This is a genomic window from Providencia xihuensis (genome assembly GCF_041953405.1).
GTDB lineage: Bacteria > Pseudomonadota > Gammaproteobacteria > Enterobacterales > Enterobacteriaceae > Providencia > Providencia vermicola.
This window is the reverse complement of the sequence record NZ_CP169565.1, coordinates 373390-397751: the sequence shown is the minus strand read 5'-3', so window position 1 is coordinate 397751 and position 24362 is coordinate 373390. Positions and strand designations below refer to the sequence as shown.

General features: G+C 42.9%; 22 protein-coding genes. 4 read left to right on the top strand and 18 right to left on the bottom strand.

From position 1 onward, the window contains the following. Positions 1 to 23: 23 nt before the first annotated feature. Positions 24 to 941: a VWA domain-containing protein gene (locus ACE2AL_RS01750; protein WP_272574384.1), complete on the bottom strand. Its 918-nt coding sequence runs from the start codon at positions 939 to 941 to the stop codon at positions 24 to 26. A gap of 337 nt (positions 942 to 1278) precedes the next feature. On the opposite strand from ACE2AL_RS01750, the gene ACE2AL_RS01745 reads away from it, so the two are divergent. Together ACE2AL_RS01745 and ACE2AL_RS01740 are read left to right on the top strand one after the other, a co-directional pair. Continuing rightward, positions 1279 to 1995, top strand: coding sequence for a class I SAM-dependent methyltransferase (locus tag ACE2AL_RS01745; RefSeq protein ID WP_206086826.1), 717 nt, complete (start codon positions 1279 to 1281; stop codon positions 1993 to 1995). A gap of 41 nt (positions 1996 to 2036) precedes the next feature. Beyond that, the gene (locus ACE2AL_RS01740; protein ID WP_206086827.1) at positions 2037 to 2546 is read left to right on the top strand and encodes a pyridoxamine 5'-phosphate oxidase family protein; all 510 of its coding nucleotides are present in this window, start codon (positions 2037 to 2039) and stop codon (positions 2544 to 2546) included. An 82-nt stretch (positions 2547 to 2628) separates the two neighbouring features. On the opposite strand, the gene rpoC is transcribed toward ACE2AL_RS01740, so the two are convergent. The 16 genes from rpoC to ACE2AL_RS01660 form a co-directional block, all read right to left on the bottom strand. Beyond that, positions 2629 to 6852, bottom strand: coding sequence for a DNA-directed RNA polymerase subunit beta' (gene rpoC, locus ACE2AL_RS01735; RefSeq protein ID WP_225820899.1), 4224 nt, complete (start codon positions 6850 to 6852; stop codon positions 2629 to 2631). A 108-nt stretch (positions 6853 to 6960) separates the two neighbouring features. Next, on the bottom strand, positions 6961 to 10989 hold the full coding sequence (rpoB, locus tag ACE2AL_RS01730) for a DNA-directed RNA polymerase subunit beta (RefSeq protein WP_206086829.1): 4029 nt from the start codon (positions 10987 to 10989) through the stop codon (positions 6961 to 6963). A 357-nt stretch (positions 10990 to 11346) separates the two neighbouring features. After that, a complete protein-coding gene (gene rplL, locus ACE2AL_RS01725) occupies positions 11347 to 11715 on the bottom strand; it encodes a 50S ribosomal protein L7/L12 (protein WP_206086830.1) in 369 nt (122 codons plus the stop codon). Positions 11716 to 11775: 60 nt separating this feature from the next. Next, positions 11776 to 12273, bottom strand: coding sequence for a 50S ribosomal protein L10 (rplJ, locus tag ACE2AL_RS01720; protein ID WP_154626049.1), 498 nt, complete (start codon positions 12271 to 12273; stop codon positions 11776 to 11778). Between the two features lie 325 nt (positions 12274 to 12598). Beyond that, a complete protein-coding gene (gene rplA, locus ACE2AL_RS01715; protein ID WP_206086831.1) occupies positions 12599 to 13300 on the bottom strand; it encodes a 50S ribosomal protein L1 in 702 nt (233 codons plus the stop codon). Between the two features lie 4 nt (positions 13301 to 13304). Next, on the bottom strand, positions 13305 to 13733 hold the full coding sequence (gene rplK / locus ACE2AL_RS01710) for a 50S ribosomal protein L11 (protein ID WP_164456258.1): 429 nt from the start codon (positions 13731 to 13733) through the stop codon (positions 13305 to 13307). Positions 13734 to 13912: 179 nt separating this feature from the next. Next, positions 13913 to 14458, bottom strand: a complete 546-nt coding sequence (gene nusG / locus ACE2AL_RS01705) for a transcription termination/antitermination protein NusG (protein WP_004264378.1) — start codon at positions 14456 to 14458, stop codon at positions 13913 to 13915. After that, on the bottom strand, positions 14459 to 14845 hold the full coding sequence (gene secE, locus ACE2AL_RS01700) for a preprotein translocase subunit SecE (protein WP_004265885.1): 387 nt from the start codon (positions 14843 to 14845) through the stop codon (positions 14459 to 14461). 583 nt (positions 14846 to 15428) lie between these two features. Continuing rightward, a complete protein-coding gene (tuf, locus tag ACE2AL_RS01695) occupies positions 15429 to 16613 on the bottom strand; it encodes an elongation factor Tu (protein ID WP_318825957.1) in 1185 nt (394 codons plus the stop codon). Between the two features lie 78 nt (positions 16614 to 16691). Continuing rightward, entirely contained in the window at positions 16692 to 18818 is a 2127-nt protein-coding gene (gene fusA / locus ACE2AL_RS01690) for an elongation factor G (protein ID WP_206084799.1), read from the bottom strand. A gap of 89 nt (positions 18819 to 18907) precedes the next feature. Continuing rightward, positions 18908 to 19378 (bottom strand): 30S ribosomal protein S7, encoded by a 471-nt coding sequence (gene rpsG / locus ACE2AL_RS01685; RefSeq protein WP_004262486.1) that lies wholly within the window; start codon positions 19376 to 19378, stop codon positions 18908 to 18910. A gap of 97 nt (positions 19379 to 19475) precedes the next feature. Next, positions 19476 to 19850 carry a 30S ribosomal protein S12 gene (gene rpsL, locus ACE2AL_RS01680; protein ID WP_004265905.1) on the bottom strand — a complete coding sequence of 125 codons (375 nt, stop codon included), beginning with the start codon at positions 19848 to 19850 and terminating at the stop codon, positions 19476 to 19478. A gap of 136 nt (positions 19851 to 19986) precedes the next feature. Beyond that, positions 19987 to 20274: a sulfurtransferase complex subunit TusB gene (tusB, locus tag ACE2AL_RS01675; RefSeq protein ID WP_206084800.1), complete on the bottom strand. Its 288-nt coding sequence runs from the start codon at positions 20272 to 20274 to the stop codon at positions 19987 to 19989. A gap of 57 nt (positions 20275 to 20331) precedes the next feature. Beyond that, positions 20332 to 20691, bottom strand: a complete 360-nt coding sequence (gene tusC, locus ACE2AL_RS01670; protein WP_206084801.1) for a sulfurtransferase complex subunit TusC — start codon at positions 20689 to 20691, stop codon at positions 20332 to 20334. 16 nt (positions 20692 to 20707) lie between these two features. Next, entirely contained in the window at positions 20708 to 21112 is a 405-nt protein-coding gene (tusD, locus tag ACE2AL_RS01665; protein ID WP_206084802.1) for a sulfurtransferase complex subunit TusD, read from the bottom strand. Then, the gene (locus ACE2AL_RS01660; RefSeq protein ID WP_206084803.1) at positions 21109 to 21813 is read right to left on the bottom strand and encodes a transcriptional regulator; all 705 of its coding nucleotides are present in this window, start codon (positions 21811 to 21813) and stop codon (positions 21109 to 21111) included. The genes tusD and ACE2AL_RS01660 overlap by 4 nt, the downstream gene beginning before the upstream one ends. A 944-nt stretch (positions 21814 to 22757) precedes the next feature. Here ACE2AL_RS01660 and ACE2AL_RS01655 point away from each other — a divergent pair. Next, complete coding sequence (locus tag ACE2AL_RS01655; protein WP_371007300.1) at positions 22758 to 23057, top strand: colicin Z C-terminal domain-related protein; 300 nt, start codon at positions 22758 to 22760, stop codon at positions 23055 to 23057. Positions 23058 to 23125: 68 nt separating this feature from the next. On the opposite strand, the gene fkpA is transcribed toward ACE2AL_RS01655, so the two are convergent. After that, entirely contained in the window at positions 23126 to 23869 is a 744-nt protein-coding gene (gene fkpA, locus ACE2AL_RS01650) for an FKBP-type peptidyl-prolyl cis-trans isomerase (RefSeq protein ID WP_206084805.1), read from the bottom strand. 257 nt (positions 23870 to 24126) lie between these two features. Between fkpA and ACE2AL_RS01645 the strand changes: the two genes are divergently transcribed. Further along, positions 24127 to 24348: a SlyX family protein gene (locus ACE2AL_RS01645; protein ID WP_206084806.1), complete on the top strand. Its 222-nt coding sequence runs from the start codon at positions 24127 to 24129 to the stop codon at positions 24346 to 24348. The last annotated feature ends 14 nt before the right edge of the window (positions 24349 to 24362 follow it).

The following is a 24362-nucleotide window of genomic DNA, read 5'->3' as shown; positions in this document are numbered from 1 at the left end:
CTCCCTCTTTTTTTGCTTAAAAATCAATGATCACATTGGCAAGCCTTAACCACATCATGGTGCTTCTCGGATCCTCCTGGACAACAAGCATCTATCGTTTTATTGATAATTTCAGCCAATGTATTAACTGTCGCGATAATTAAAGGGAGCTGTTCACAAACCGTTGCACAGCTAGACTTCTCTGTATCTGGGCGACTCGGAGGCGTTAAGCTATCACATAAAATCTCTTGCAGAACCAACGAAAAATTCGCTATTCCAGTAGTATAAATATACGCACGTCCCCCCGTTTGTACTGCTAAACGCTCATACTCTTTCGTGACTTTGTCTCGGTCACTCAAGGTTGGGAAACGGTCAATATTGGATGGATCATCATTTGGTGTGCCTTGATAAGTATATACTTTTACATGGGCATTTTGTGCAACGGCAATAGCCTCGTTATTTTTCAATACCGCCGCGCTCGTTAACGTCCCTCCGCCGCCTTCTAAGCCTTCATCCCCCAAGACAAAAATCGCTCTACGTGCATTATCACGCCAATCAAAATAGTTACTGACATCAATCACCGCGCGACACAAATCTTCTTTATTACCTGCATGGTCAATACCATCAGCTTCTTTAAAAGGCTGCCTTGCCTGTAAACTACTTTGATTAACGCCTAAAGCAGTTAAATAGTCACTCACTGATTGGTCAAATTTTGTGTTATCCCATGTCCCTTGGATACCTAAAAAAGTGGCTCTTAACTGAGAAGGACAATTCGCAGCTGCTTTTTCGATAGCCGCATCAATTTGCTGACTCAGGTCATTTGACTCATCAGACATTGAACCACTGGTATCAATAATAACGACTAAATCCAATGCAATAGAACCACTTCCAGTGACAATCTGGGAAGTATTAATAGCGGCAAAATTATTCGAAAAATTCCCTTGTTGGGTAGACAAGTTCATTTTTTCATTATCACTCTGATTATTTATAATATCTTTATCCATTTAATATTCCTTTAAAATTTAAAATAAAAAATAATTAATCCTCTTATTATTCCCTCTAATTGATATCGAGGTCATTTATTATCACTATTTTTTATTTATCATCATCCTATAAAAATTAACAACATCTAATAAAACTCAATATTTACATATAAATTTACCAACATTATATTATTTCAAATTTTTTTCAAAACTCATGTGAGAGAAAATAAATAACCAGTAAAAACATCCAATTAAAAAATTATGATAAATATAAAAATAAACGATTAATTCAACTTAATAAATAATTTAAAGTAACATGAAAAAATTTGATCAACTTACTGAAATTTACAGTCATGCCTTTCAGTGGCCCTTTCGTATGCATATCGATATTCCTACGATAAAACCATATATAGATAAGCTAGAAACACTGGCTATTTTAGATTATGGATGTGGTGCAGGGTTTATATCACACTGGTTAGAGAAAGAAGGAGCAAAAAATATAGTTGGGTTTGATATTTCATCCAACATGCTCAATTTGGCAAGAAAAAATGCAAAACTGAATAATTCAAATATTATTTACACCTCTAATCTTGATAATTATTTTGAATATTTTGATTTAGCTCTTGCCATTTATGTTTTTCCTTATTGCCAGCATACGAATGACATACATTCTATTGTGCGGTCAATTTATCGTGTATTGAAACCAAATGGTCGCTTAACGATATTAACAATTAACCCTGATTTTTCTGGCAATAGCGAATATTATTATAATTATGGTTTTCGATTAATTGAAAAGCAACCAAGAAAAGATGAAAGTTCTATTCATTTTAATATTTGCCTCCCTCCGTATAATGAAACAATACAAGCTTACTATTATTCCTATAACACTTTAGGTAATACTATTTTACAGGCTGGATTCAGCTATCTTCAATATGGAAACATAATTGCCGACCATTCTGAAACTACAGAGCTATATTTGGACTACCTACAATGTCCCCACGCCCTACTTATAACTGCATCGAAAACCGCATAGTTATTTCTAATAAACCTACAATTTTGATTAAAGGACCCTATATGAATTTAAAAACACGCAGTTTATTACTACTGCAAAATACCCGCTTTTTAACACTGGCTACACAAGGTAATGATCAATTACCTTGGGCATCAACCGTCGAACATTGCGTCAAATTAAACCCACTACGCTTTATTTGGTTTTCATCTCGACAAGCAAAGCACTCTAAGAATATCCAACAAAATGAAAAGATCAGTGGCTCATTATTTAATCACTCATTACCTGAAATGCTAAAATCAGGTCTAGATGGAATGCAATTTACAGGGAAAGCACGAGAGCTCACGGATGCGGAATGTGAAGAAGCCCTTGAAGAATTTTATCCCCAATCACCTTTTGATGAAATATCGCCCTCTTTCACTCAGGTAAACTTAAATGCATTACGTAGCAATGGCCATTCACGCTTTTATGAAATGACAGTCGATCATTTATGGATGTTTGATATAAAAAGCTGGGAGGATAAGCAAGAAAGTCGAAGAGTCACCGTTCCAATATCATTACTTAGTAATAAATAGGCGTTTTTATCATCTGTTAGGCATAAAAAAACTGGTGCCTTACGACACCAGTTTTTATCAAGAAACACTTGGAAATCAGAAATTAATTCTGGTTGTCACTCGTGAAACCTGCATTTAACAGTTCAGCTAAGTTCGCTGTTGCTTCATCTGCGCTAACTTGTGGCGCTTCCACAACGTCGTTCAGATGACGGCGACGGATACGGTCTTGGTGATACGCAAAACCAGTACCTGCTGGGATCAGACGTCCAACAATAACGTTTTCTTTCAGACCACGCAGTTCATCACGTTTACCTGCAACGGCTGCTTCTGTCAGTACGCGTGTTGTTTCTTGGAACGATGCTGCTGAGATAAAGGACTCTGTTGCCAGAGATGCTTTAGTGATACCCAACAGGTCGCGTGCGTAATTGGCTGGAATTTTGCCTTCCACTTCCAATTTACGGTTAGAAACTTTAACACGTGAGTACTCGACTTGTTCACCTTCAAGGAATTCAGAACTTCCTGCATCCGCGATGGTGACTTTACGCAGCATCTGACGAACGATAACTTCGATGTGTTTATCGTTTATCTTAACGCCTTGTAAGCGGTAAACTTCCTGAACCTCATTAGTGATATAACGCGTAACAGCATGGACACCACGCAGACGCAGGATATCATGTGGAGATTCTGGACCATCAGAAACAACGTCACCGCGTTCAACAATCTCACCTTCGAACACGTTAAGCTGACGCCATTTAGGGATCATCTCTTCGTACGGATCGCTACCATCTAATGGGGTGATAACCAGACGACGTTTACCTTTGGTTTCTTTACCAAACGAGATAATACCGCTGATTTCAGCCAAGATTGCAGGCTCTTTCGGACGACGTGCTTCGAACAAGTCAGCTACGCGTGGCAGACCACCCGTGATATCTTTAGTACCCACAGATTCTTGTGGAATACGCGCTAAAGTATCACCCGCATTGATAGCAACGCCATCGTCTAACTGAACAATTGCTTTACCCGGTAAGAAGTACTGAGTTGGCATGTCCGTGTTAGGGATAAGAACATCGTTACCATTTGCGTCAATAACACGCAGAGCAGGACGCAGGTCTTTACCACCACTGGTACGTTCCGCAGTATCCAGAACAACGATTGAAGACAGACCCGTTAATTCATCAGTCTGACGCGTCATTGTTTGACCATCAAGCATGTCAGAGAAGCTGATGAAACCAGAAACTTCACTGACGACTGGCATGGTATGTGGATCCCAGTTCGCAACAGTCTCGCCGCCCGTTACCGCAGCGCCATCACCTTTAGACAGGTGTGCACCGTAAGGTACTTTGTAGCTTTCTTTCGTACGACCGAATTCGTCAATCAGACGCAGCTCAGTATTACGCGAAGTAATAACCAGTTTGCCTTCTGAGTTCGTAACGAATTTCGCGTTAACCAGTTTCAGAGTACCTGTGTTACGGACTTGGATGCTAGATTCAGCTGCAGCACGAGATGCCGCACCACCAATGTGGAACGTACGCATCGTTAACTGTGTACCTGGCTCACCGATTGACTGTGCCGCGATAACACCGATAGCTTCACCTTTGTTAATGATATGACCACGAGCAAGGTCACGACCATAACAGTGTGCACACACACCAAAGTCTGTTTCACAACTTACAACAGAACGTACTTTCACGCTGTCGACAGAGTTAGCTTCTAACAGGTCACACAGTTTTTCATGAAGCAGGGTGTTACGTGGAACCAGAATGTCCGCTGTACCTGGGATCAGGATATCTTCAGCAGTCACACGACCCAGTACACGCTCACGCAGTGGCTCTTTAACGTCGCCACCCTCGATAACCGGAGTCATCAGGATACCCTCGTGAGTTCCACAGTCGTCTTCAGTCACAACCAAGTCCTGTGCAACGTCGACTAAACGACGAGTCAGATAACCAGAGTTCGCTGTTTTCAATGCAGTATCGGCAAGACCTTTACGCGCACCGTGCGTCGAAATAAAGTACTGGAGAACGTTAAGACCTTCACGGAAGTTTGCCGTGATTGGTGTTTCGATGATGGAGCCATCTGGCTTAGCCATCAGACCACGCATACCCGCTAACTGACGGATCTGAGCGGCGGAACCACGAGCACCAGAGTCGGCCATCATAAAGATACTGTTGAAAGAAACTTGTTGTTCTTCGACGCCATCACGGTTGATAACGGATTCAGTTGACAAGTTTTCCATCATCGCTTTAGCAACACGTTCGTTTGCCGCTGCCCAGATATCGATAACTTTGTTGTAACGTTCGCCTGCTGTAACCAGACCAGACTGGAACTGTTCCTGAATTTCTGCCACTTCAGCTTCTGCTTCGGCGATAATCCCAGCTTTTTTCTCTGGAATAACCATATCGTCGATACCAACTGATGCACCTGAACGTGCCGCATAGGCAAATCCGGTATACATGATTTGGTCAGCAAAAATAACCGTAGGCTTCAGGCCCAGAACACGGTAACAGGTGTTCAGCATTTTAGAGATCGCTTTCTTACCTAACGCTTGGTTAACCAACGCGTAAGGCAGACCTTTTGGTACGATCATCCACAAAATTGCACGACCAACCGTGGTATCAACTAACCCCGTGTTGATAGTGATGTTACCTTCCGAATCTTTCACTTCTTCAGTGATACGGACTTTAACGCGGGCATGCAGTGAAGCATGACCTGAACGGTAAACACGCTCAGCTTCTTTAGGACCGGCTAATACCATGCCCTCGCCTTTCGCGTTTACACAGTCACGAGTCATGTAGTAGAGACCCAATACAACGTCCTGAGAAGGAACGATGATAGGCTCACCACTTGCAGGTGACAGGATGTTGTTGGTTGACATCATCAACGCACGTGCTTCTAACTGAGCTTCCAGAGTCAGAGGAACGTGTACCGCCATTTGGTCTCCATCGAAGTCGGCGTTGTATGCCGCACAAACGAGTGGGTGCAATTGGATAGCTTTACCTTCGATCAGAATTGGTTCGAACGCTTGGATACCCAGACGGTGAAGTGTTGGTGCACGGTTCAGCATGACTGGGTGTTCGCGGATAACTTCATCCAAGATATCCCAAACAACCGCTTCTTCGCGCTCAACCATTTTCTTCGCAGCTTTGATGGTTGTTGCCAGACCACGTAATTCTAATTTGCCATAGATAAATGGTTTGAATAACTCAAGAGCCATTTTCTTCGGCAGACCGCACTGATGCAGACGTAGGTATGGACCTACGGTGATAACAGAACGACCTGAGTAGTCAACACGCTTACCAAGTAAGTTCTGACGGAAACGACCTTGTTTACCTTTGATCATATCAGCCAAAGATTTCAGAGGACGTTTGTTAGAACCTGTGATAGCACGACCACGACGACCGTTATCTAACAGCGCATCAACCGCTTCTTGCAACATACGTTTTTCGTTACGTACGATGATGTCTGGCGCAGCCAGATCCAGAAGACGTTTCAGACGGTTATTACGGTTGATCACGCGACGATACAGATCGTTCAGATCTGATGTTGCGAAACGGCCACCATCCAGTGGAACTAATGGACGCAGATCCGGTGGTAATACTGGCAGCACGTTTAAGATCATCCACTCTGGTTTGTTACCAGATTGAATGAACGCTTCCAGCAGTTTGATACGTTTGGTCAGCTTTTTACGCTTAGTTTCAGAGTTAGTTTCGTTTAACTCTTCACGCAGCGTTTCACACTCGTTCTCAAGATCGAGGTTTTTCAGCAGGCCTTGGATAGCTTCCGCACCCATTTTCGCATCAAATTCGTCACCGAATTCTTCCAGCGCATCTAAGTATTGCTCTTCTGTCAGAATCTGTGCGCGCTCAAGGCTAGTCATCCCGCCTTCAACAACAACATATGATTCAAAGTACAGAACACGTTCGATATCACGCAGTGGCATATCGAGCAGCAAACCGATACGAGATGGTAGTGATTTTAAGAACCAAATATGTGCGGTCGGAGAAGCAAGTTCAATGTGACCCATGCGCTCACGACGGACTTTGGTCTGTGTAACTTCAACGCCACACTTCTCACAAATCACACCGCGGTGTTTTAAACGTTTGTACTTACCGCACAGACATTCGTAGTCTTTCACTGGCCCGAAAATACGCGCACAGAAAAGACCATCACGCTCAGGTTTGAACGTACGGTAGTTAATCGTTTCTGGCTTTTTCACTTCACCGAATGACCATGAACGGATCATATCAGGTGATGCCAGAGCAATCTTGATAGCATCAAACTCTTCGGTCTTGGTTTGCGCTTTCAGAAACTTTATTAAGTCTTTCACAAAATGCTCCTGTCGGAGTTAGACCTGTCAGGTGAGTATTCAAAGACACTCTCCCCAAATCCCAGTGCTTACATAGGCCGGAAGGCGAACCCTCCGGCACAAAACGAATTACTCGTCTTCCAGCTCGATGTTGATACCCAGTGAGCGGATTTCTTTCAGCAATACGTTGAAAGATTCCGGCATGCCAGGTTCCATCTGATGGCTGCCATCGACGATGTTTTTATACATCTTCGTACGGCCGTTAACGTCATCCGATTTAACTGTAAGCATTTCTTGAAGAGTATAGGCTGCACCGTATGCTTCCAGTGCCCACACTTCCATCTCCCCGAAACGCTGACCACCGAACTGCGCTTTACCACCCAGCGGTTGCTGAGTAACCAAGCTGTAAGAACCTGTTGAACGGGCGTGCATCTTATCGTCAACCAAGTGGTTCAGTTTCAGCATGTACATGTAACCGACAGTAACTTGACGCTCGAAACGCTCGCCAGTACGACCATCGAATAATGTAATCTGACCTGAAGTTGGCAGACCGCCCAGTTTCAGTAGTTCTTTGATTTCTTTCTCTTTCGCACCATCAAACACTGGTGTCGCAATTGGCATACCTTTTTTCAGGTTCTCAGCCAAACGCATCACTTCTTCGTCAGAGAAAGTGTTCAAGTCAACTTTCTGGCGTGGATCATCACCTAAATCGTACGCTTTTTGGATAAATTCACGCAGTTTGGCAACTTCTTCATGCTGTTTAAGCATAGCATTGATTTTCTCACCAATACCTTTTGCTGCCATCCCCAAGTGGGTTTCCAAAATCTGACCGATGTTCATACGTGATGGTACGCCCAGTGGGTTCAGAACGATGTCAACTGGGTTACCGTTTTCATCGTAAGGCATGTCTTCAACTGGGTTGATTTTTGAGATAACACCTTTGTTACCATGGCGACCCGCCATTTTATCACCCGGTTGAATCTGACGTTTAACAGCCAGATAAACCTTAACAATTTTCAGTACGCCAGGTGCCAGATCATCACCTTGGGTAATTTTACGACGTTTTGCATCGAGTTTTTTCTCGAACTCAGATTTCAGTTCGTCGTACTGTTCAGCTAATTGTTCTAACTGGTTTTGCTTCTCTTCATCAGCTAAAGATAACTCTAACCAACGATCGCGAGGCAGCTTGTCCAGTTTGTCAGCTTCAATTCCGCCGTTAACCAGTACAGAACGGATACGGGCAAACAGGCCAGCTTCGAAAATACGTAGCTCTTCTGTTAAGTCTTTCTTCGCATCACGTAACTGAGTTTCTTCGATCTCTAATGCACGTTTGTCTTTCTCTACACCATCACGGGTAAATACTTGTACGTCAATAACCGTACCAGAAACACCGTTAGGGACACGTAAAGAAGAGTCTTTAACGTCTGACGCTTTTTCACCGAAGATAGCACGCAGCAGTTTCTCTTCTGGGGTTAACTGAGTTTCACCTTTCGGTGTTACTTTACCAACCAGAATGTCGCCGCCTTTCACTTCTGCACCGATATAAACGATACCGGATTCATCCAGTTTAGAAAGCGCAGCTTCACCGACGTTTGGAATATCCGCAGTGATTTCTTCAGGCCCTAATTTGGTGTCACGAGACACACAAGACAGTTCCTGAATGTGAATAGTCGTGAAACGGTCTTCTTGAACAACACGCTCAGAAACTAAGATGGAGTCTTCGAAGTTATAACCATTCCATGGCATGAATGCCACGCGCATGTTTTGACCCAGTGCTAATTCGCCGAGGTCTGTTGAAGGACCATCTGCTAACACGTCACCACGCTCAACTGGCTCACCTAAAGATACACAAGGCATCTGGCTAATACAGGTGTTCTGGTTAGAACGGGTATATTTAGTCAGGTTATAAATATCGATTCCAGCTTCGCCTGGATACATCTCATCTTCGTTAACTTTGATAACGATACGAGACGCATCAACGTACTGAACTGAACCACCACGTCTTGCAACAGCCGTTACACCCGAGTCAACCGCGACTGCACGTTCCATACCTGTACCAACTAATGGTTTGTCAGCACGTAAAGTTGGAACCGCTTGACGTTGCATGTTCGCACCCATCAATGCACGGTTGGCGTCATCGTGTTCAAGGAATGGGATCAGTGACGCACCAACAGAAACAACCTGTTGAGTCGAAACGTCCATATATTCAACCTGTTCACGGCTGAATAAGCTTGATTCACCTTTGTTACGACAAGTGACTAACTCTTCGATAAAGCTACCATCTTCACCTAATACGGTGTTCGCCTGAGCAATGATGAAGTTACCTTCCTCAATTGCAGACAGATAGTGGATTTCATCAGTGACTAAGCCATCACGAACTAAACGGTATGGGGTTTCTAAGAAACCGTACTCATTGGTCTGTGCATAAACAGATAATGAGTTGATCAGACCGATGTTTGGACCTTCAGGCGTTTCGATTGGACATACACGACCGTAGTGAGTTGGGTGTACGTCACGTACTTCGAAGCCCGCGCGCTCACGAGTCAGACCACCTGGGCCTAATGCAGAGATACGACGTTTGTGCGTAATTTCAGACAGTGGATTGTTCTGGTCCATAAATTGTGACAGCTGGCTGGAACCAAAGAACTCTTTAACTGCGGCTGAAATAGGCTTAGCGTTAATCATATCCTGTGGCATTAATGCATCAAGATCACCCAGAGAAAGACGCTCTTTCACTGCACGCTCAACACGAACCAGACCAACACGGAATTGGTTCTCTGCCATCTCACCAACGGAACGAATACGACGGTTACCTAAGTGGTCGATATCATCGACTTCACCTTTACCGTTACGGATATCGATGAGTTTACGCATCACCTCGATGATGTCTTCTTCGCTCAGGATACCTGAACCTTCGATTTCATCACGGTTCAGTGAACGGTTGAACTTCATACGACCTACAGCAGACAAGTCGTAACGATCTTCAGAGAAGAACAGGTTCTCGAACAGGTTTTCTGCTGCTTCACGGGTCGGTGGCTCACCAGGACGCATCATGCGGTAGATTTCTACCAATGCACTCAGACGGTCGTTAGTTGGGTCGACACGAACGGTTTCAGAAATGTAAGCACCGTGGTCTAAGTCATTGGTAAACAATGTTTCGATTGTTTTGTGACCAGACTGGCTCAAACGTGCCAACATGTCTAAAGAAAGTTCCATGTTCGCTGCACAAATCAGCTCACCAGTACTTTCATCGATGTAGTCTCTTGCAACAACTTTACCTGCGATATATTCAACAGGTACTTCGATGTTGCTAACTTCTTCTTTTTCTAACTGACGAATATGACGAGCAGTGATACGGCGGCCTTTTTCAACATAGACTTTACCGTTCGCTTCGATATCAAAAGAAGCAGTCTCACCACGCAGACGCTCAGGAACCAGCGTCATCATCAGTTTGTTATCGCGGATTTGGAATACAGTTTTTTCGAAGAACAGGTTTAAAATTTCTTCGGTGTTGTAATCCATTGCACGCAGAATAATGGTCGCTGGTAATTTACGGCGACGGTCAATACGTACAAACAGGTTATCTTTCGGGTCAAATTCGAAATCAAGCCATGAACCACGGTAAGGGATAATACGTGCGTTATAGAGCACTTTACCTGAAGAGTGTGTTTTACCTTTATCGCTATCGAAGAACACACCTGGACTACGGTGTAACTGAGATACGATAACACGCTCTGTACCGTTGATAACGAAAGTTCCGTTTTCAGTCATGAGTGGAATTTCACCCATGTAGACTTCTTGTTCTTTGATATCTTTAACGGTGCCTTCTGGTGCTTCACGCTCATAAACGATCAGGCGTAATTTAACACGTAGAGGAGCAGAATAAGTCACACCGCGAATTTGACATTCTTTAACATCAAAAACAGGCTCGCCTAAACGATAGCTGACATATTGAAGTTCAGCATTACCGCTGTAGCTCTGAATTGGAAACACAGAACGGAAAGCTGCTTCCAGCCCATTCTGGCCATCTGGATCTTGCTCGATAAACTTCTGGAACGAGTCAAGTTGGATAGAAAGGAGGTAAGGTATGTCCAAAACTTGTGGACGTTTACCAAAGTCCTTACGAATACGTTTTTTCTCGGTATAGGAGTAAACCATAGGTTTCCTCAGCTCGTTGATCAGTGACCCAAGTGGTTAGCTCTTAAAGTAAGAGTCTTAACCGCAACGCGTTTTATATAAGAAATGGAAAATGAATACTTTCCTTAATACTCATTGCTATTACTCTTAAATCATTTCATTGCGCGCTTTGGCTACCGAGCTACCCGAGCGGGTCGTAGCGAAGAACACAGTATATTAAGTCGTCAATAGAAAGAAGTATTGGAGGGTTGTTGTTAACATTAAAACTGCGTGAAAAGCTGTTAACACCCATCACGCTTTACAGCGCAAAAAGGCTGGTGATTAAAAAATCACCAGCCGTCAGCCTAATTAAATTAAGCTGCGTTCTTGAAATTGAACTTATTTAAGTTCAACAGAAGCGCCTGCTTCTTCAAGAGCTTTCTTCAGAGTTTCAGCTTCGTCTTTGCTTGCGCCTTCTTTGATAGTCGCTGGAGCTGATTCTACCATGTCTTTAGCTTCTTTCAGGCCAAGACCAGTTGCGCCACGAACTGCTTTGATAACTGCAACTTTGTTACCGCCGATAGCAGACAGAACAACGTCGAATTCAGTTTTTTCTTCAGCAGCTTCAGCAGCAGCACCTGGAGCAACAGCAACAGCTGCAGCAGCAGAAACGCCGAATTTTTCTTCCATCATAGTAATCAGTTCAACAACGTCCATTACAGACATTTCTGCAACTGCATCAAGGATTTGGTCTTTAGTGATAGACATAACAAGTGTTCCTAAAATTCAGAAATAGTTTATACGTTAAAAAGCAACGAAGGAAAGGGCTTATGCAGCTTCTTTCTGATCGCGCAGAGCAGCCAGAGTACGAACCAATTTGCCGGCAGCGGCTTCTTTCATGGTTGCCATCAGGCGTGCGATTGCTTCATCGTAAGTTGGGAGAGTTGCCAGACGATCGATATCTTTCGCTTGGATTAACTCACCTTCAAAGGCCGCAGCTTTAATCTCAAATGCTGGATTCGCTTTCGCGAACTCTTTGAACAGACGAGCGCCAGCGCCCGGGTGTTCGTTAGAGAAAGCAATTAAGGTTGGACCAACAAACGCGTCTTTCAGTACATCATAAGAAGTACCTTCAACAGCACGGCGAATCAGTGTGTTACGAACAACACGGATATAAACGCCAGCTTCGCGACCTGCTTTACGCAGTTCAGTCATTTTTGCTACAGTTACGCCGCGTGAATCAGCAACAACTGCAGAAAGCGCGCCTTTGGCTACTTCGCTGACTTCAGCAACAATCGCTTGTTTGTCTTGAAGATTTAGTGCCATTAGCTTCTTGCTCCTGGATTAACCGGGAAAACCCCGGGACTCACATCACTCGAATACAACATGTATTTGAGCGCTAAAACACGGTGAGCAGAATAGAATCCAGAATAAAATTCTAGGTATCTCTGTCACCGTCTACGCAGGTAAATTAAGTGACTATAAATAGCACACCTGCGGTCTTGGACGGGGTCTGGAAAGGCCAGACTCCATACCGAAATTTGTGGTTTGTTGGATACATTTCTATACCCAACAAACTCAAGGCGTCAAATTTTATACAAAATCGACGCAAAGGTAAAGCCTAATTACTCATTAGCCGAAGCTATAGCAATTAAACTGTCGCTGACAGACCTGCTTGGTCAACAGCAACACCTGCACCCATAGTGGTAGACAGGCTAACTTTCTTGATGAAAACACCTTTAGCAGAAGCTGGTTTTGCTTTTTTCAGCGCGATCAGCAGTGCTTCTAAGTTTTCTTTCAGTTTGTCAGCGTCGAAATCAACTTTACCGATAGTGGTGTGGATGATTCCGTTTTTGTCGTTACGGTAGCGAACCTGACCTGCTTTAGCGTTATTAACCGCTTCAGCAACGTTAGGCGTTACAGTACCTACTTTCGGGTTTGGCATCAGACCACGTGGGCCTAAAACTTGACCTAATTGGCCAACAACGCGCATTGCATCTGGAGAAGCAATAACAACGTCAAAGTCCATTTCGCCAGCTTTGATTTTATCAGCCAGATCTTCCATACCAACCAGTTCAGCGCCAGCAGCTTTAGCAGCTTCAGCATTTGCGCCTTGTGCGAACACAGCAACGCGAACTGAACGGCCAGTACCGTGTGGCAGTACAGTTGCACCGCGAACGTTCTGGTCAGATTTACGAGCATCGATGCCCAGGTTAACAGCAACGTCAACGCTTTCAACGAATTTAGCAGTCGCTAATTCTTTCAGCAGTGCAACGGCTTCAGCGATGTCATACTGTTTAGTAGCATCAACTTTTTCACGGATATTGCGCATGCGCTTAGTCAGTTTAGCCATTGTCTTAGTCCTCCACAACCAGGCCCATGGAACGAGCAGTACCTTCGATTGAACGCATCATTGCGTCAACATCAGCACCAGTCATGTCCGCAGCTTTAGTTTCAGCGATTTCGCGAATCTGAGCAGAGGTCACTTTACCAACTTTCTCTTTGTTAGGCTTGCCTGAACCAGACTTAACGCCAGCTGCTTTTTTCAGCAGAACTGCTGCAGGTGGAGTTTTGGTAACGAAAGTGAAAGAACGGTCTGCGTAAACAGTAATAACAACAGGAATTGGTAAACCTTTTTCCAGGCTGTCTGTTTTTGCGTTGAACGCTTTACAGAATTCCATGATGTTAACACCTTGTTGACCCAGAGCTGGACCAACTGGTGGACTTGGGTTCGCCATACCAGCTGCAACTTGCAGCTTAACGTAGGCTTGAACTTTCTTAGCCATGATATTTCCTCTAGATGGGTGATAACGCCTTAACGTTCGTAAGGCTCCCCGTTACATTAAACATGCCCTGCCTATAATATAAGCTCAATTAAGAAGCAAAACTGGCAAAGCATAAAAACAAAAGGCGCGAAATTGTAGTCAAATTTCACGCCTTTTGCAAGTCAGTTTTGTCGTTTAGATTAGGCTTTTTCGACTTGGCCAAAATCCAATTCGACAGGAGTTGCACGACCGAAAATAGAAACAGAGACTTTTAAGCGGCTCTTTTCATAGTCGATTTCTTCAACAACACCGTTAAAGTCAGCAAATGGACCTTCGCTAACGCGAACCATTTCACCTGGTTCAAACAATGTTTTCGGACGTGGTTTATCACCAACTTGTTGTAAGCGGTTCATAATAGCATCAACTTCTTTATCGCTAATTGGTGCTGGACGGTCTGAAGTCCCACCAATGAACCCCATTACACGAGGTACACTACGTACTAAGTGCCAAGAGTCATCATTCATGACCATTTGGACTAAGACATAGCCTGGGAAGAATTTACGTTCACTCTTACGGCGCTGACCGCTACGGATTTCAACAACTTCTTCTGTTGGAACCATAACTTCGCCAAAAGAATCTTCCATAGCATGTAATTTGATATGTTCACGTAAAGATTGTGCTACGCGACCTTCAAAACCAGAGAATGCCTGAATGACATACCAGCGCTTTTTAGGTGAATCGGACATTTAGAATAACCTCAGGCTTGTAATAAATGAAACTAAACGCACCAGGATACCATCTAATCCCCACAGTATTAATGACATTACAGCCGTTACTGCGGCAACAATTAAAGTAGTTTGTAATGTTTCCTGGCGAGTAGGCCAAATGACTTTTCTCATCTCGACACGAGCTTCGCGTGCAAACGCCAGTGTTGCTTTACCTTTTGTTGTCCATAAAGCGACAGCACCTGCAATAGCGACCACAGCCACAACTGCAAAAGCACGCAGCGCGAGATTATATTGACGGAAGTAATAGTTGCCAACAATTGCAATTATTAATAGGGCACAGACAATCACCCATTTGAAAATGTCTGCACTGCGTCCACTTCCTTGAGCTTCGCTATTCGCACTCATAATTCAACCTGTTACCATGAAGTATGTACAAAGCCTGTTTGCTTACAAAGGTAAAACAATCAAGCCAAACCAATAGAATATGCCAACATATCCCTCAATTACTACAAACTAAGCCTGCAAAATTTGATAGGGATATCAATAACATCACCCGCGAGTTAAAACAATTAGCCTTGTTAATGGAGGTAATTAGCGCTATTCGTTCTGCAAATACAGCCCATTGCAGCCACATTCTATTTCGCAAGTACTATTCGTTCGTCAGTACTTTCCATTTCACAAGTGCTATCCATTTTGCAGGATTTTCAGCATGCTCAGTAAATTTTCAGCCACACCAATAGGAAAAACCAGGTTCTTTTTGTGGCAGCGGTAAAATATACCATATCTTCGGAGCAAAACCTTAATAAATCTCATATAACTGCGCAAAGGAACCAACGCAATTATTAATTCGTTGTTTCAGAGCCTATCTCACCAATAATTATTTAGAAATGATTGATGAGATAGGTTCTTAATTTTGCAACGTATAAAAAGGACGTCTATAAGACGCCCTTTTTACTAAGTAGTTCTTTCTTATTCAGAAAGAGCGGTATTATGCAATAATTTTTGCAACAACACCCGCACCTACAGTACGGCCACCTTCACGGATTGCGAAACGTAAACCGTCGTCCATCGCGATTGGGTGGATCAGGGTAACGATCATGTTGATGTTATCACCTGGCATTACCATCTCTACGCCTTCTGGCAGTTCGATAGTACCTGTTACGTCAGTTGTACGGAAGTAGAACTGTGGACGGTAACCTTTGAAGAATGGAGTGTGACGACCACCTTCATCTTTGCTCAGAATATAAACTTCTGATTCAAATTTAGTGTGTGGCTTGATTGAACCTGGTTTAGCAAGTACTTGACCACGTTCGATTTCTTCACGCTTAGTACCACGCAGCAGAACACCAACGTTCTCACCCGCACGGCCTTCGTCAAGAAGTTTACGGAACATTTCAACACCAGTACAAGTTGTTTTCGCAGTCTCTTTGATACCAACGATTTCAACTTCTTCACCAACTTTGATGATACCACGCTCAACACGGCCTGTTACTACTGTACCACGACCTGAGATTGAGAATACGTCTTCAATTGGCAGCAGGAATGGACGGTCAATTGCACGCTCTGGTTCTGGGATGTAAGAATCCAGGTAACCTGCTAATTCAACAATTTTCGCTTCCCACTCAGCTTCGCCTTCCAGCGCTTTCAGTGCTGAACCGCGAACAACTGGAGTGTCGTCGCCTGGGAAATCGTACTGAGACAGAAGTTCACGAACTTCCATTTCAACTAATTCTAACAGTTCTTCGTCATCAACCATGTCACATTTGTTCAGGAACACGATGATGTAAGGAACGCCAACCTGACGACCTAACAGGATGTGCTCACGAGTTTGTGGCATTGGGCCATCAGTCGCAGCAACAACCAGGATTGCACCGTCCATCTGTGCAGCACCTGTGATCATGTTTTTAACATAGTCGGCGTGTCCTGGGCAGTCTACGTGTGCGTAGTGGCGAGTTGGAGTATCGTACTCTACGTGAGAAGTAGAGATGGTGATACCACGCGCTTTTTCTTCTGGTGCGTTATCGATTTGGTCGAATGCACGAGCAGAACCGCCGTAAGTTTTTGCCAGAACAGTAGTGATAGCTGCTGTCAGAGTAGTTTTACCGTGGTCAACGTGGCCGATAGTACCAACGTTAACGTGCGGTTTTGAACGTTCAAATTTTTCTTTAGACACGACTCTATTCCTTATGGAGTTCCCTCTTCACGATAAAGAAGGAACTTAAATTAAAGTAGTTAACCGATTTAAAATCGATTATTTAGCGTTACGAGCTTCGATAACAGCCTGTGCAACGTTGTTTGGTGCTTCATTGTACTTCAGGAACTCCATAGAGTATGAAGCACGACCTTGTGTCTGAGAACGCAGGTCAGTAGCATAACCGAACATTTCGGACAATGGTACTTGTGCACGAACGACTTTACCAGTAGGCAGGTCATCCATACCTTCAATCATACCACGACGACGGTTCAGGTCACCAATAACATCACCCATGTAGTCTTCTGGTGTTTCCACTTCGACTTTCATGATTGGCTCAAGCAGAACAGGTTTAGCTTTTTTGAAGCCATCTTTAAACGCGATTGAAGCCGCAAGTTTAAACGCCAGTTCAGAGGAGTCAACATCATGGTAAGAACCGAAATGCAGACGAACACCCATGTTAACAACAGGGTAGCCAGCTAATGGGCCAGATTTCAGCTGCTCTTGGATACCTTTATCAACCGCAGGGATGTATTCAGTTGGAATTACACCACCCTTGATTTCGTTGACAAATTCGTAGTCCATTGGCAGACCGTCTTTATCGTTTTTGTTCAGTGGGAACATATCGATAACGACATGACCGTACTGACCACGACCACCAGACTGTTTCGCGTGTTTACCTTCGATGTCAGTCACTTTAGCAGTGATTGCTTCACGGTAAGCAACTTGAGGTTTACCAACGTTCGCTTCAACTTTAAATTCACGACGCATACGGTCAACCAGAACGTCCAAGTGCAATTCACCCATACCAGCGATGATAGTCTGATTAGTCTCTTCATCACTTGATACGCGGAATGATGGGTCTTCTTGAGCCAGACGGCCTAATGCGATACCCATTTTTTCTTGGTCAGCTTTAGTTTTTGGTTCGATTGCAACAGAGATTACTGGCTCTGGGAATTCCATACGCTCCAGGATGATTGGCGCATCAACTGCACATAAAGTATCACCTGTAGTTACGTCTTTCAGACCGATTGCCGCCGCGATGTCACCAGCGCGAACTTCTTTGATCTCTTCACGTTTGTTAGCGTGCATCTGAACGATACGGCCAAAACGTTCTTTTTTCGATTTCACTGCGTTCAGAACTGTGTCACCTGAGTTAACAACACCAGAGTAAACACGGAAGAACGTTAAGTTACCAACGAATGGGTCAGTTGCAATTTTAAATGCTAATGATGAGAATGGCTCATCATCACTTGCGTGACGCTCTGCAGGTGTGTCTTTACCGTCATCCAGAATACCATTGATTGCAGGTACATCTGTTGGCGCAGGTAAGTAATCAACCACTGCATCCAGCATCGCCTGAACACCTTTGTTCTTAAATGCAGAACCACAGGTAACCAGGATAATTTCGCTTGCAAGAACACGTTGACGTAATGCAGCTTTAATTTCTGCTTCAGTCAGTTCTTCACCGCCCAGATATTTTTCCATCAGTTCTTCTGATGCTTCTGCTGCGGTTTCGATCAGGTTGTTGTGCCACTCTTCAGCTGCTTCTTGCATGCTCGCAGGGATATCTTCGTATTCGAAGGTAACGCCCTGGTCTTCATCGCTCCACTTAATTGCTTTCATTTTCAGCAAGTCAACAACACCTGTGAACGCTTCTTCTGCGCCGACTGGTAATTGCAGTGGAACTGCGTTAGCTGCTAAACGTGTTTTTAATTGCTCAACAACACGTAAGAAGTTCGCACCCATACGGTCCATTTTGTTAACGAACGCGATACGTGGAACTTTATATTTGTTAGCCTGACGCCATACAGTTTCAGACTGTGGCTGAACACCACCAACTGCACAGTAAACCATTACTGCGCCATCAAGAACACGCATAGAACGTTCTACTTCGATTGTGAAGTCAACGTGTCCCGGGGTGTCGATGATGTTGATACGGTGTGGCTCATACTGTTTTGCCATACCAGACCAGAATGCAGTAGTCGCTGCAGATGTGATAGTAATACCACGCTCTTGCTCCTGCTCCATCCAGTCCATTGTTGCAGAACCTTCGTGAGTTTCACCAATTTTATGGTTTACACCAGTATAGAACAGAATACGTTCAGAAGTTGTGGTTTTACCGGCGTCGATGTGTGCACTGATACCGATATTACGATAACGTGCTATGGGCGTTTGACGGGCCATTTTTTCCTCTCTCGTGGGCGTTCAATGCTTCATATAAAGGGTAGCAAATGGCTACCCTGAGATACATCACTAATGTAGGTAAGAAATTATTACCAACGGTAGTGTGCGAACGCCTTGTTAGCTTCTGCCATACGGTGAACGTCTTCACGTTTCTTAACAGCGGAACCTTTGTTCTCAGCAGCGTCTGATAATTCATTTGCCAGGCGAAGTGCCATAGATTTATCACCGCGTTTACGAGCAGCATCAACGATCCAACGCATTGCCAGGGCATTACGACGAACCGGGCGAACTTCAACTGGAACTTGGTAAGTTGAACCACCAACACGGCGGGATTTAACTTCCACAGTCGGACGCACGTTATCCAGTGCTAATTCGAATGCATCAAGTTCAGTTTTACCAGAACGCTGAGCAAGGGTTTCAAGTGCGTTATATACGATTGCTTCAGCAGTAGATTTTTTCCCGTCTACCATCAGGATATTTACAAACTTGGCCAGTAATTCTGATCCGAACTTAGGATCTGGAAGAATTTTACGTTGACCTATTACGCGACGACGTGGCATGGATATGACTCCGTTGTTAATTCAGGTTTGTCCAAAACTCTACGAGAGTATTTTGACATTAAGATTAAAATGTTTGGCCTTACTTAACGGTAATCCATTAAGCCTTAGGTTTTTTCGCGCCGTATTTAGAACGAGCTTGCTTACGGTCTTTAACACCAGAACAGTCCAGTGCGCCGCGAACGGTGTGATAACGCACACCTGGCAAGTCTTTAACACGACCGCCACGGATAAGGATTACGGAGTGTTCCTGCAAGTTGTGGCCTTCACCACCGATGTAGGAAGATACTTCGAAACCATTAGTTAAACGAACACGGCATACTTTACGTAATGCTGAGTTTGGTTTTTTAGGAGTGGTAGTATATACACGAGTACATACGCCACGTTTTTGCGGGCAAGCTTCCAGTGCTGGAACGTTGCTTTTCACAACTTTCGAGCTACGAGATTTGCGTACCAGCTGATTAATAGTTGCCATTATTAAAAAAGCTCCTGGTTTTTTTGCTTCGTAAACACGGATTTTGACCTCGTTCGCCAACATGACGATACACGAGGACGCGAAATTTTATTGCCGACTGAGTCAGGTGTCAAGAAATATACAACTTTTAGTGCCTTTATAGGGCAAAATGTTGTTTTTGGACTTCTGTTAGCTTCACAAAACCTTGATATGTGATCACAGAAACGGCGGGTGATAGGGTATTTTGCAACCCTCGAGCGTTAATATCGACATCCAAGGCATATAATTGTGCCCCCGTTTTTTGTAATGCATCAAGGAAAGGTGACTGTGATATTGCAGTAGCCACGCCATCTTGCATCAATAAAACCGCGTCTTTATCTGTCATTAGGCGAAGTATAGCCGAAAAATCACAGTTAAACGGAGATGTTGCTAATGTATAAAGCATAGAAACGATCCTACTATAGATCAAAACGCAACCCAAGCTTAAAATACGAACAATCGATTAAAATTTCAACACCACATCGCAAGCGGCTAATTTTAGCTGAATTTCACATGGGTTGAGGATTTTAGGCGTAACAACATACTCACCGTTTTCAGGTAACCCACGTTCCCGAAGGGATTCCCGACAAAGATAAATATTTTCAATGTCATATAGCGGTAATATTTTAAATGTTGCGATATAGTCCCGCGCAAGAATGGCTTTAGGTTGTTGGTTTACTCGCAGTTGAAAGACGCCATCAGCAATAAAAAACACCTCAATTTCATCCGTTAATGCAGATGTTGCCAGCAAGGCATCCAACCCTTCTCGCCCACTTGCATTTCCATGGGGCATTGTCGTAAAAACGAAGGCAATTTTTTTCACGGGATACCTTACTTTCTTAAAATTGAAGGGTTCTATCTGCTGTCATCATGGCTTCCGCTAAGCTACCTAACCCACTCATCATAAACCCACTCGCTAAATTATTGACTGGTAATGATAAGTTTTGAGCCTGTTCTTGATCAACTACACCACGCCGTAACGCCGCAGAAACACAAATATGCATCTCACAACCAGCGTCTTTTGCCAATTGCTGCCAAGCCGTGAGTAAATCGAACTCGTCCGTTGCGGGGGATGTGAGTAAGTTTGCGTTCAGCACGCCTTCACGATAAAAAAATATGGTTTTTAACGTGTGCCCTTCTTCGAGAAGGGCTTTGGCAAATTGATACGCACTTGCAGCTTGTTGCGTCCCATATGCTGGGCCCGTCACCAAGATGCAGTACGTTAATGGATTAGCGTGACTCATTCACCACTCTTAAACTGACGAATGTACAAATAAACGGTGTGTTTTGAGATATTTAAGCGATCTGCAACTTGGTTAATCGCATCTTTGATATCGAAAATACCTTTTTCATACAAATTCAGAACCACTTGTTTGTTCTTCGCATTATTCGATACGTTACGGTCAGCGCCCACTTCTTCAATGGTGTATTCTAATGTTTGAGCAACTAAATCATCAACGGATGAAGCAAAGTTTACATCTGAAGTCACTTCTTGTTTTGTTTCTGGAACAAACGATTGAATAATTTCGGAGAAAGGCACATCTAAGTTCATATTGATGCACAACAAACCAATGACACGCTGCTTACGGTTGCGAATCGCAATCGTCACTGATTTCATTAAGTCGCCGCTTTTCGCTTTAGTAAAGTAAGCTTTAGAGACGCTAGATTCTTCATCTGCCATATCGTGCAGCATACGCAGCGCAAGGTCAGTAATTGGAGAGCCAATTTTACGCCCTGTGTGCTGGCCGTTAGCAATCCTCACCGCAGAACAATTCAGGTCTTCCAATGAGTGAAGAACGATTTCACAGTGCCCACCAATTAGCATTGCTAAGCCATCAACCGCCGCTTCATATGATTTTAAGATTTCGTGGTCGGTTTCAGCAAAAGGCTGGTTATCCAGTATATTAATATCGCTGAGGTCGTGTGACTGTAAAGAATCTGACATTTTCAACATCATCCTTCTAATGTAAACATTTCATCCAGTTGACTAATAAGGCATTCATTATTCGACTAATTTGCCTTTATTGCACCGCGTATAATCAACAATTGTGATGATAAATAATAAAATAGAGTCTTCTGAAGTTAAAACTCCAAGACGTCGCCGTCAAGCGAATGAATGCAAGACAGTCTGTTTTATCACAAGTTTTAAACAATTTGGGGATTTTTTTGCCGAAAATTCACCACGGTTAGACTTTGTTGCCACGCCAGGCAGTGACTTATCTAAAACTGGATCATAAGCCTTGATTCCGCATAATTTATAACGAAAAAAACAACTTACTTGCCGGTAAATATAAATTTACCATTCTCTTTAATGAGTTTTCATTAATAATACATTTAAATCGAAACCATAATTAAAACTATAAAATTATAATTCCTTACCATTTTATTTGGCCAGAATAGTATTAAGATATTATATTCAATTATTCAAACTTAATAATGATGTGATTCTATCCACATGCCAAATTAATTAATGAGGTTTATTTTGATTAAACGAAAAATCTACATGCTAATTATTTACTTCCTAATAGTTTCATTTAGTGAAATATACGACTTATTACTGCTCATCACTGGTGTTGTCACAATACATGTTGATAAGCTGACTATCTATTCAATCGTCTTTACCTTACTGATTATGGTAATGCGCTCACTGCTACTTACCTCTGTGCTAAATTATTCATTACATATTAAATCCATATTTAAACGTATTTTTGTGTTAGCCATTTCATTAACATTAATCGTTGATGTGATTAATCTTTTTGTTTTCTATTTATCAAATATTGATATCTCATATTTTACGCCTTTCCATATCATTAGAAATTCACCTAAAACGTTTATATTTTTAACCGTATTATCCACTGTATTTTCTTTATTTTTAAATAAGGAGCTTTCATGGCAGGAAACAAAGATATCTTAATTTTCGCTCAATTTGGCAAATGGTCTAATTGGTACCCGTTTCAATCTTACATTGGCAAATATAAATACACTGTCTCATATGATTTTAGAGATCCTTTAACAATGGGGCCTTTTGATGTGCAAATTAAGTTTATGAATGGCCCTAATACCTCCACAGTGCAAACACTAGGCCCAGGAAACCACACAATTGAAGGCGATGGCGCTGGGAGTGATTATATTCGGTTAAGAGGATATGCACCTCTTGGTTCAACGATTGTCGTAACTGTACCTAATTGATGAAGAATACATATAAACAAAAAAGCCCAAGACAAATGCCTCGGGCTTGATGACAACTAAAATCTATCTTATTTAGCCGCTGGTTTGATATCTAATAATTCAACATCAAAAACTAAAGTTGAGTTAGCTGGGATACCCGGAACGCCGTTTTCGCCATACGCTAAATCAGCTGGGATCACTAACTGCATTTTGCCGCCTTTTTTCAGGTTTACTAAACCTTCAGTCCAGCCTTTAATGACTGAGTTTAATGGGATAGTCAGTGGCTCGTTACGTGAGTAAGAGCTATCAAATTCAGTACCATCAATCAGAGAGCCTTTGTAATGAACGACAACGGTTTCATCTGCTTTAGGTTTAGCGCCTGTACCGTCTTTTTCAATTTTGTACAGTAAGCCTGATTTGGTTTTCACTACGCCTTTTTCTTTAGCGTATTTTTCACGGAATTCAGCGCCTTTTTTCTCATTACTGGCTGATTCGTCTTTCATTTTTTTATCGGCAGCTGCTTTAACTTGCCCTTCGAACTGACGCAGGGTTTCTTCAACTTCTGCATCGGTCATTTTGCTTTTACCATTGAATGCATCTTGAACACCCGCCAACAGTTGTGCGTTATCCAAGTTAATACCAATAGTTTTTTGTTCTTCTAATGAATTCTGCATGTAGCGACCTAAAGAAGCGCCCAGTGCATAAGCATTACGCTCTTCAGCATTTTTAAATGCGCTACTTTGTGCTTTGGCTTCCGCTGCCATAACTTGCGGAGCAGTGAAAGTAAGTGCCAACGTTGTTGCCAGAAGACTTGCCTTAAACAGTGATTTCATCCTAATCTCCGATGATTTTAATGCGAACCTATTTGAACAGTAAACCCAATGTTTATCGCTCATTTTATGATAATGCCCCTAGTGCTTTGGGTCTCATTATTTATTTGTGATAGAAACAGTATAATCATTTCTTCAGACAACATTAACAAAAAGAGGTTTCATCGCCTATATGTTTAACTAAAACTTATCTGTTGATTTGTAATGTTCGGTTATTATGATGGTTTGATTATGATGAAAACGCCTAAGGAGAGTCGAAAATGGACTCATCTCATTCATTCGAACAACGTTTAGAACTTTTAGAAAGCAAAGTGGCTTTCCAAGAATTAGCTATCGAACAGCTAAATCAAGTGATTACTGACCAGCAAATGCAGTTGACGCGGATGCAGGAACATTTACGCATCGTCACGGAAAGGCTGAAATCGTCGCAAGATTCCCATTTGGCGCGACCAGAAGAAGAAACACCGCCGCCACATTATTGATAGCGACAAAAAAG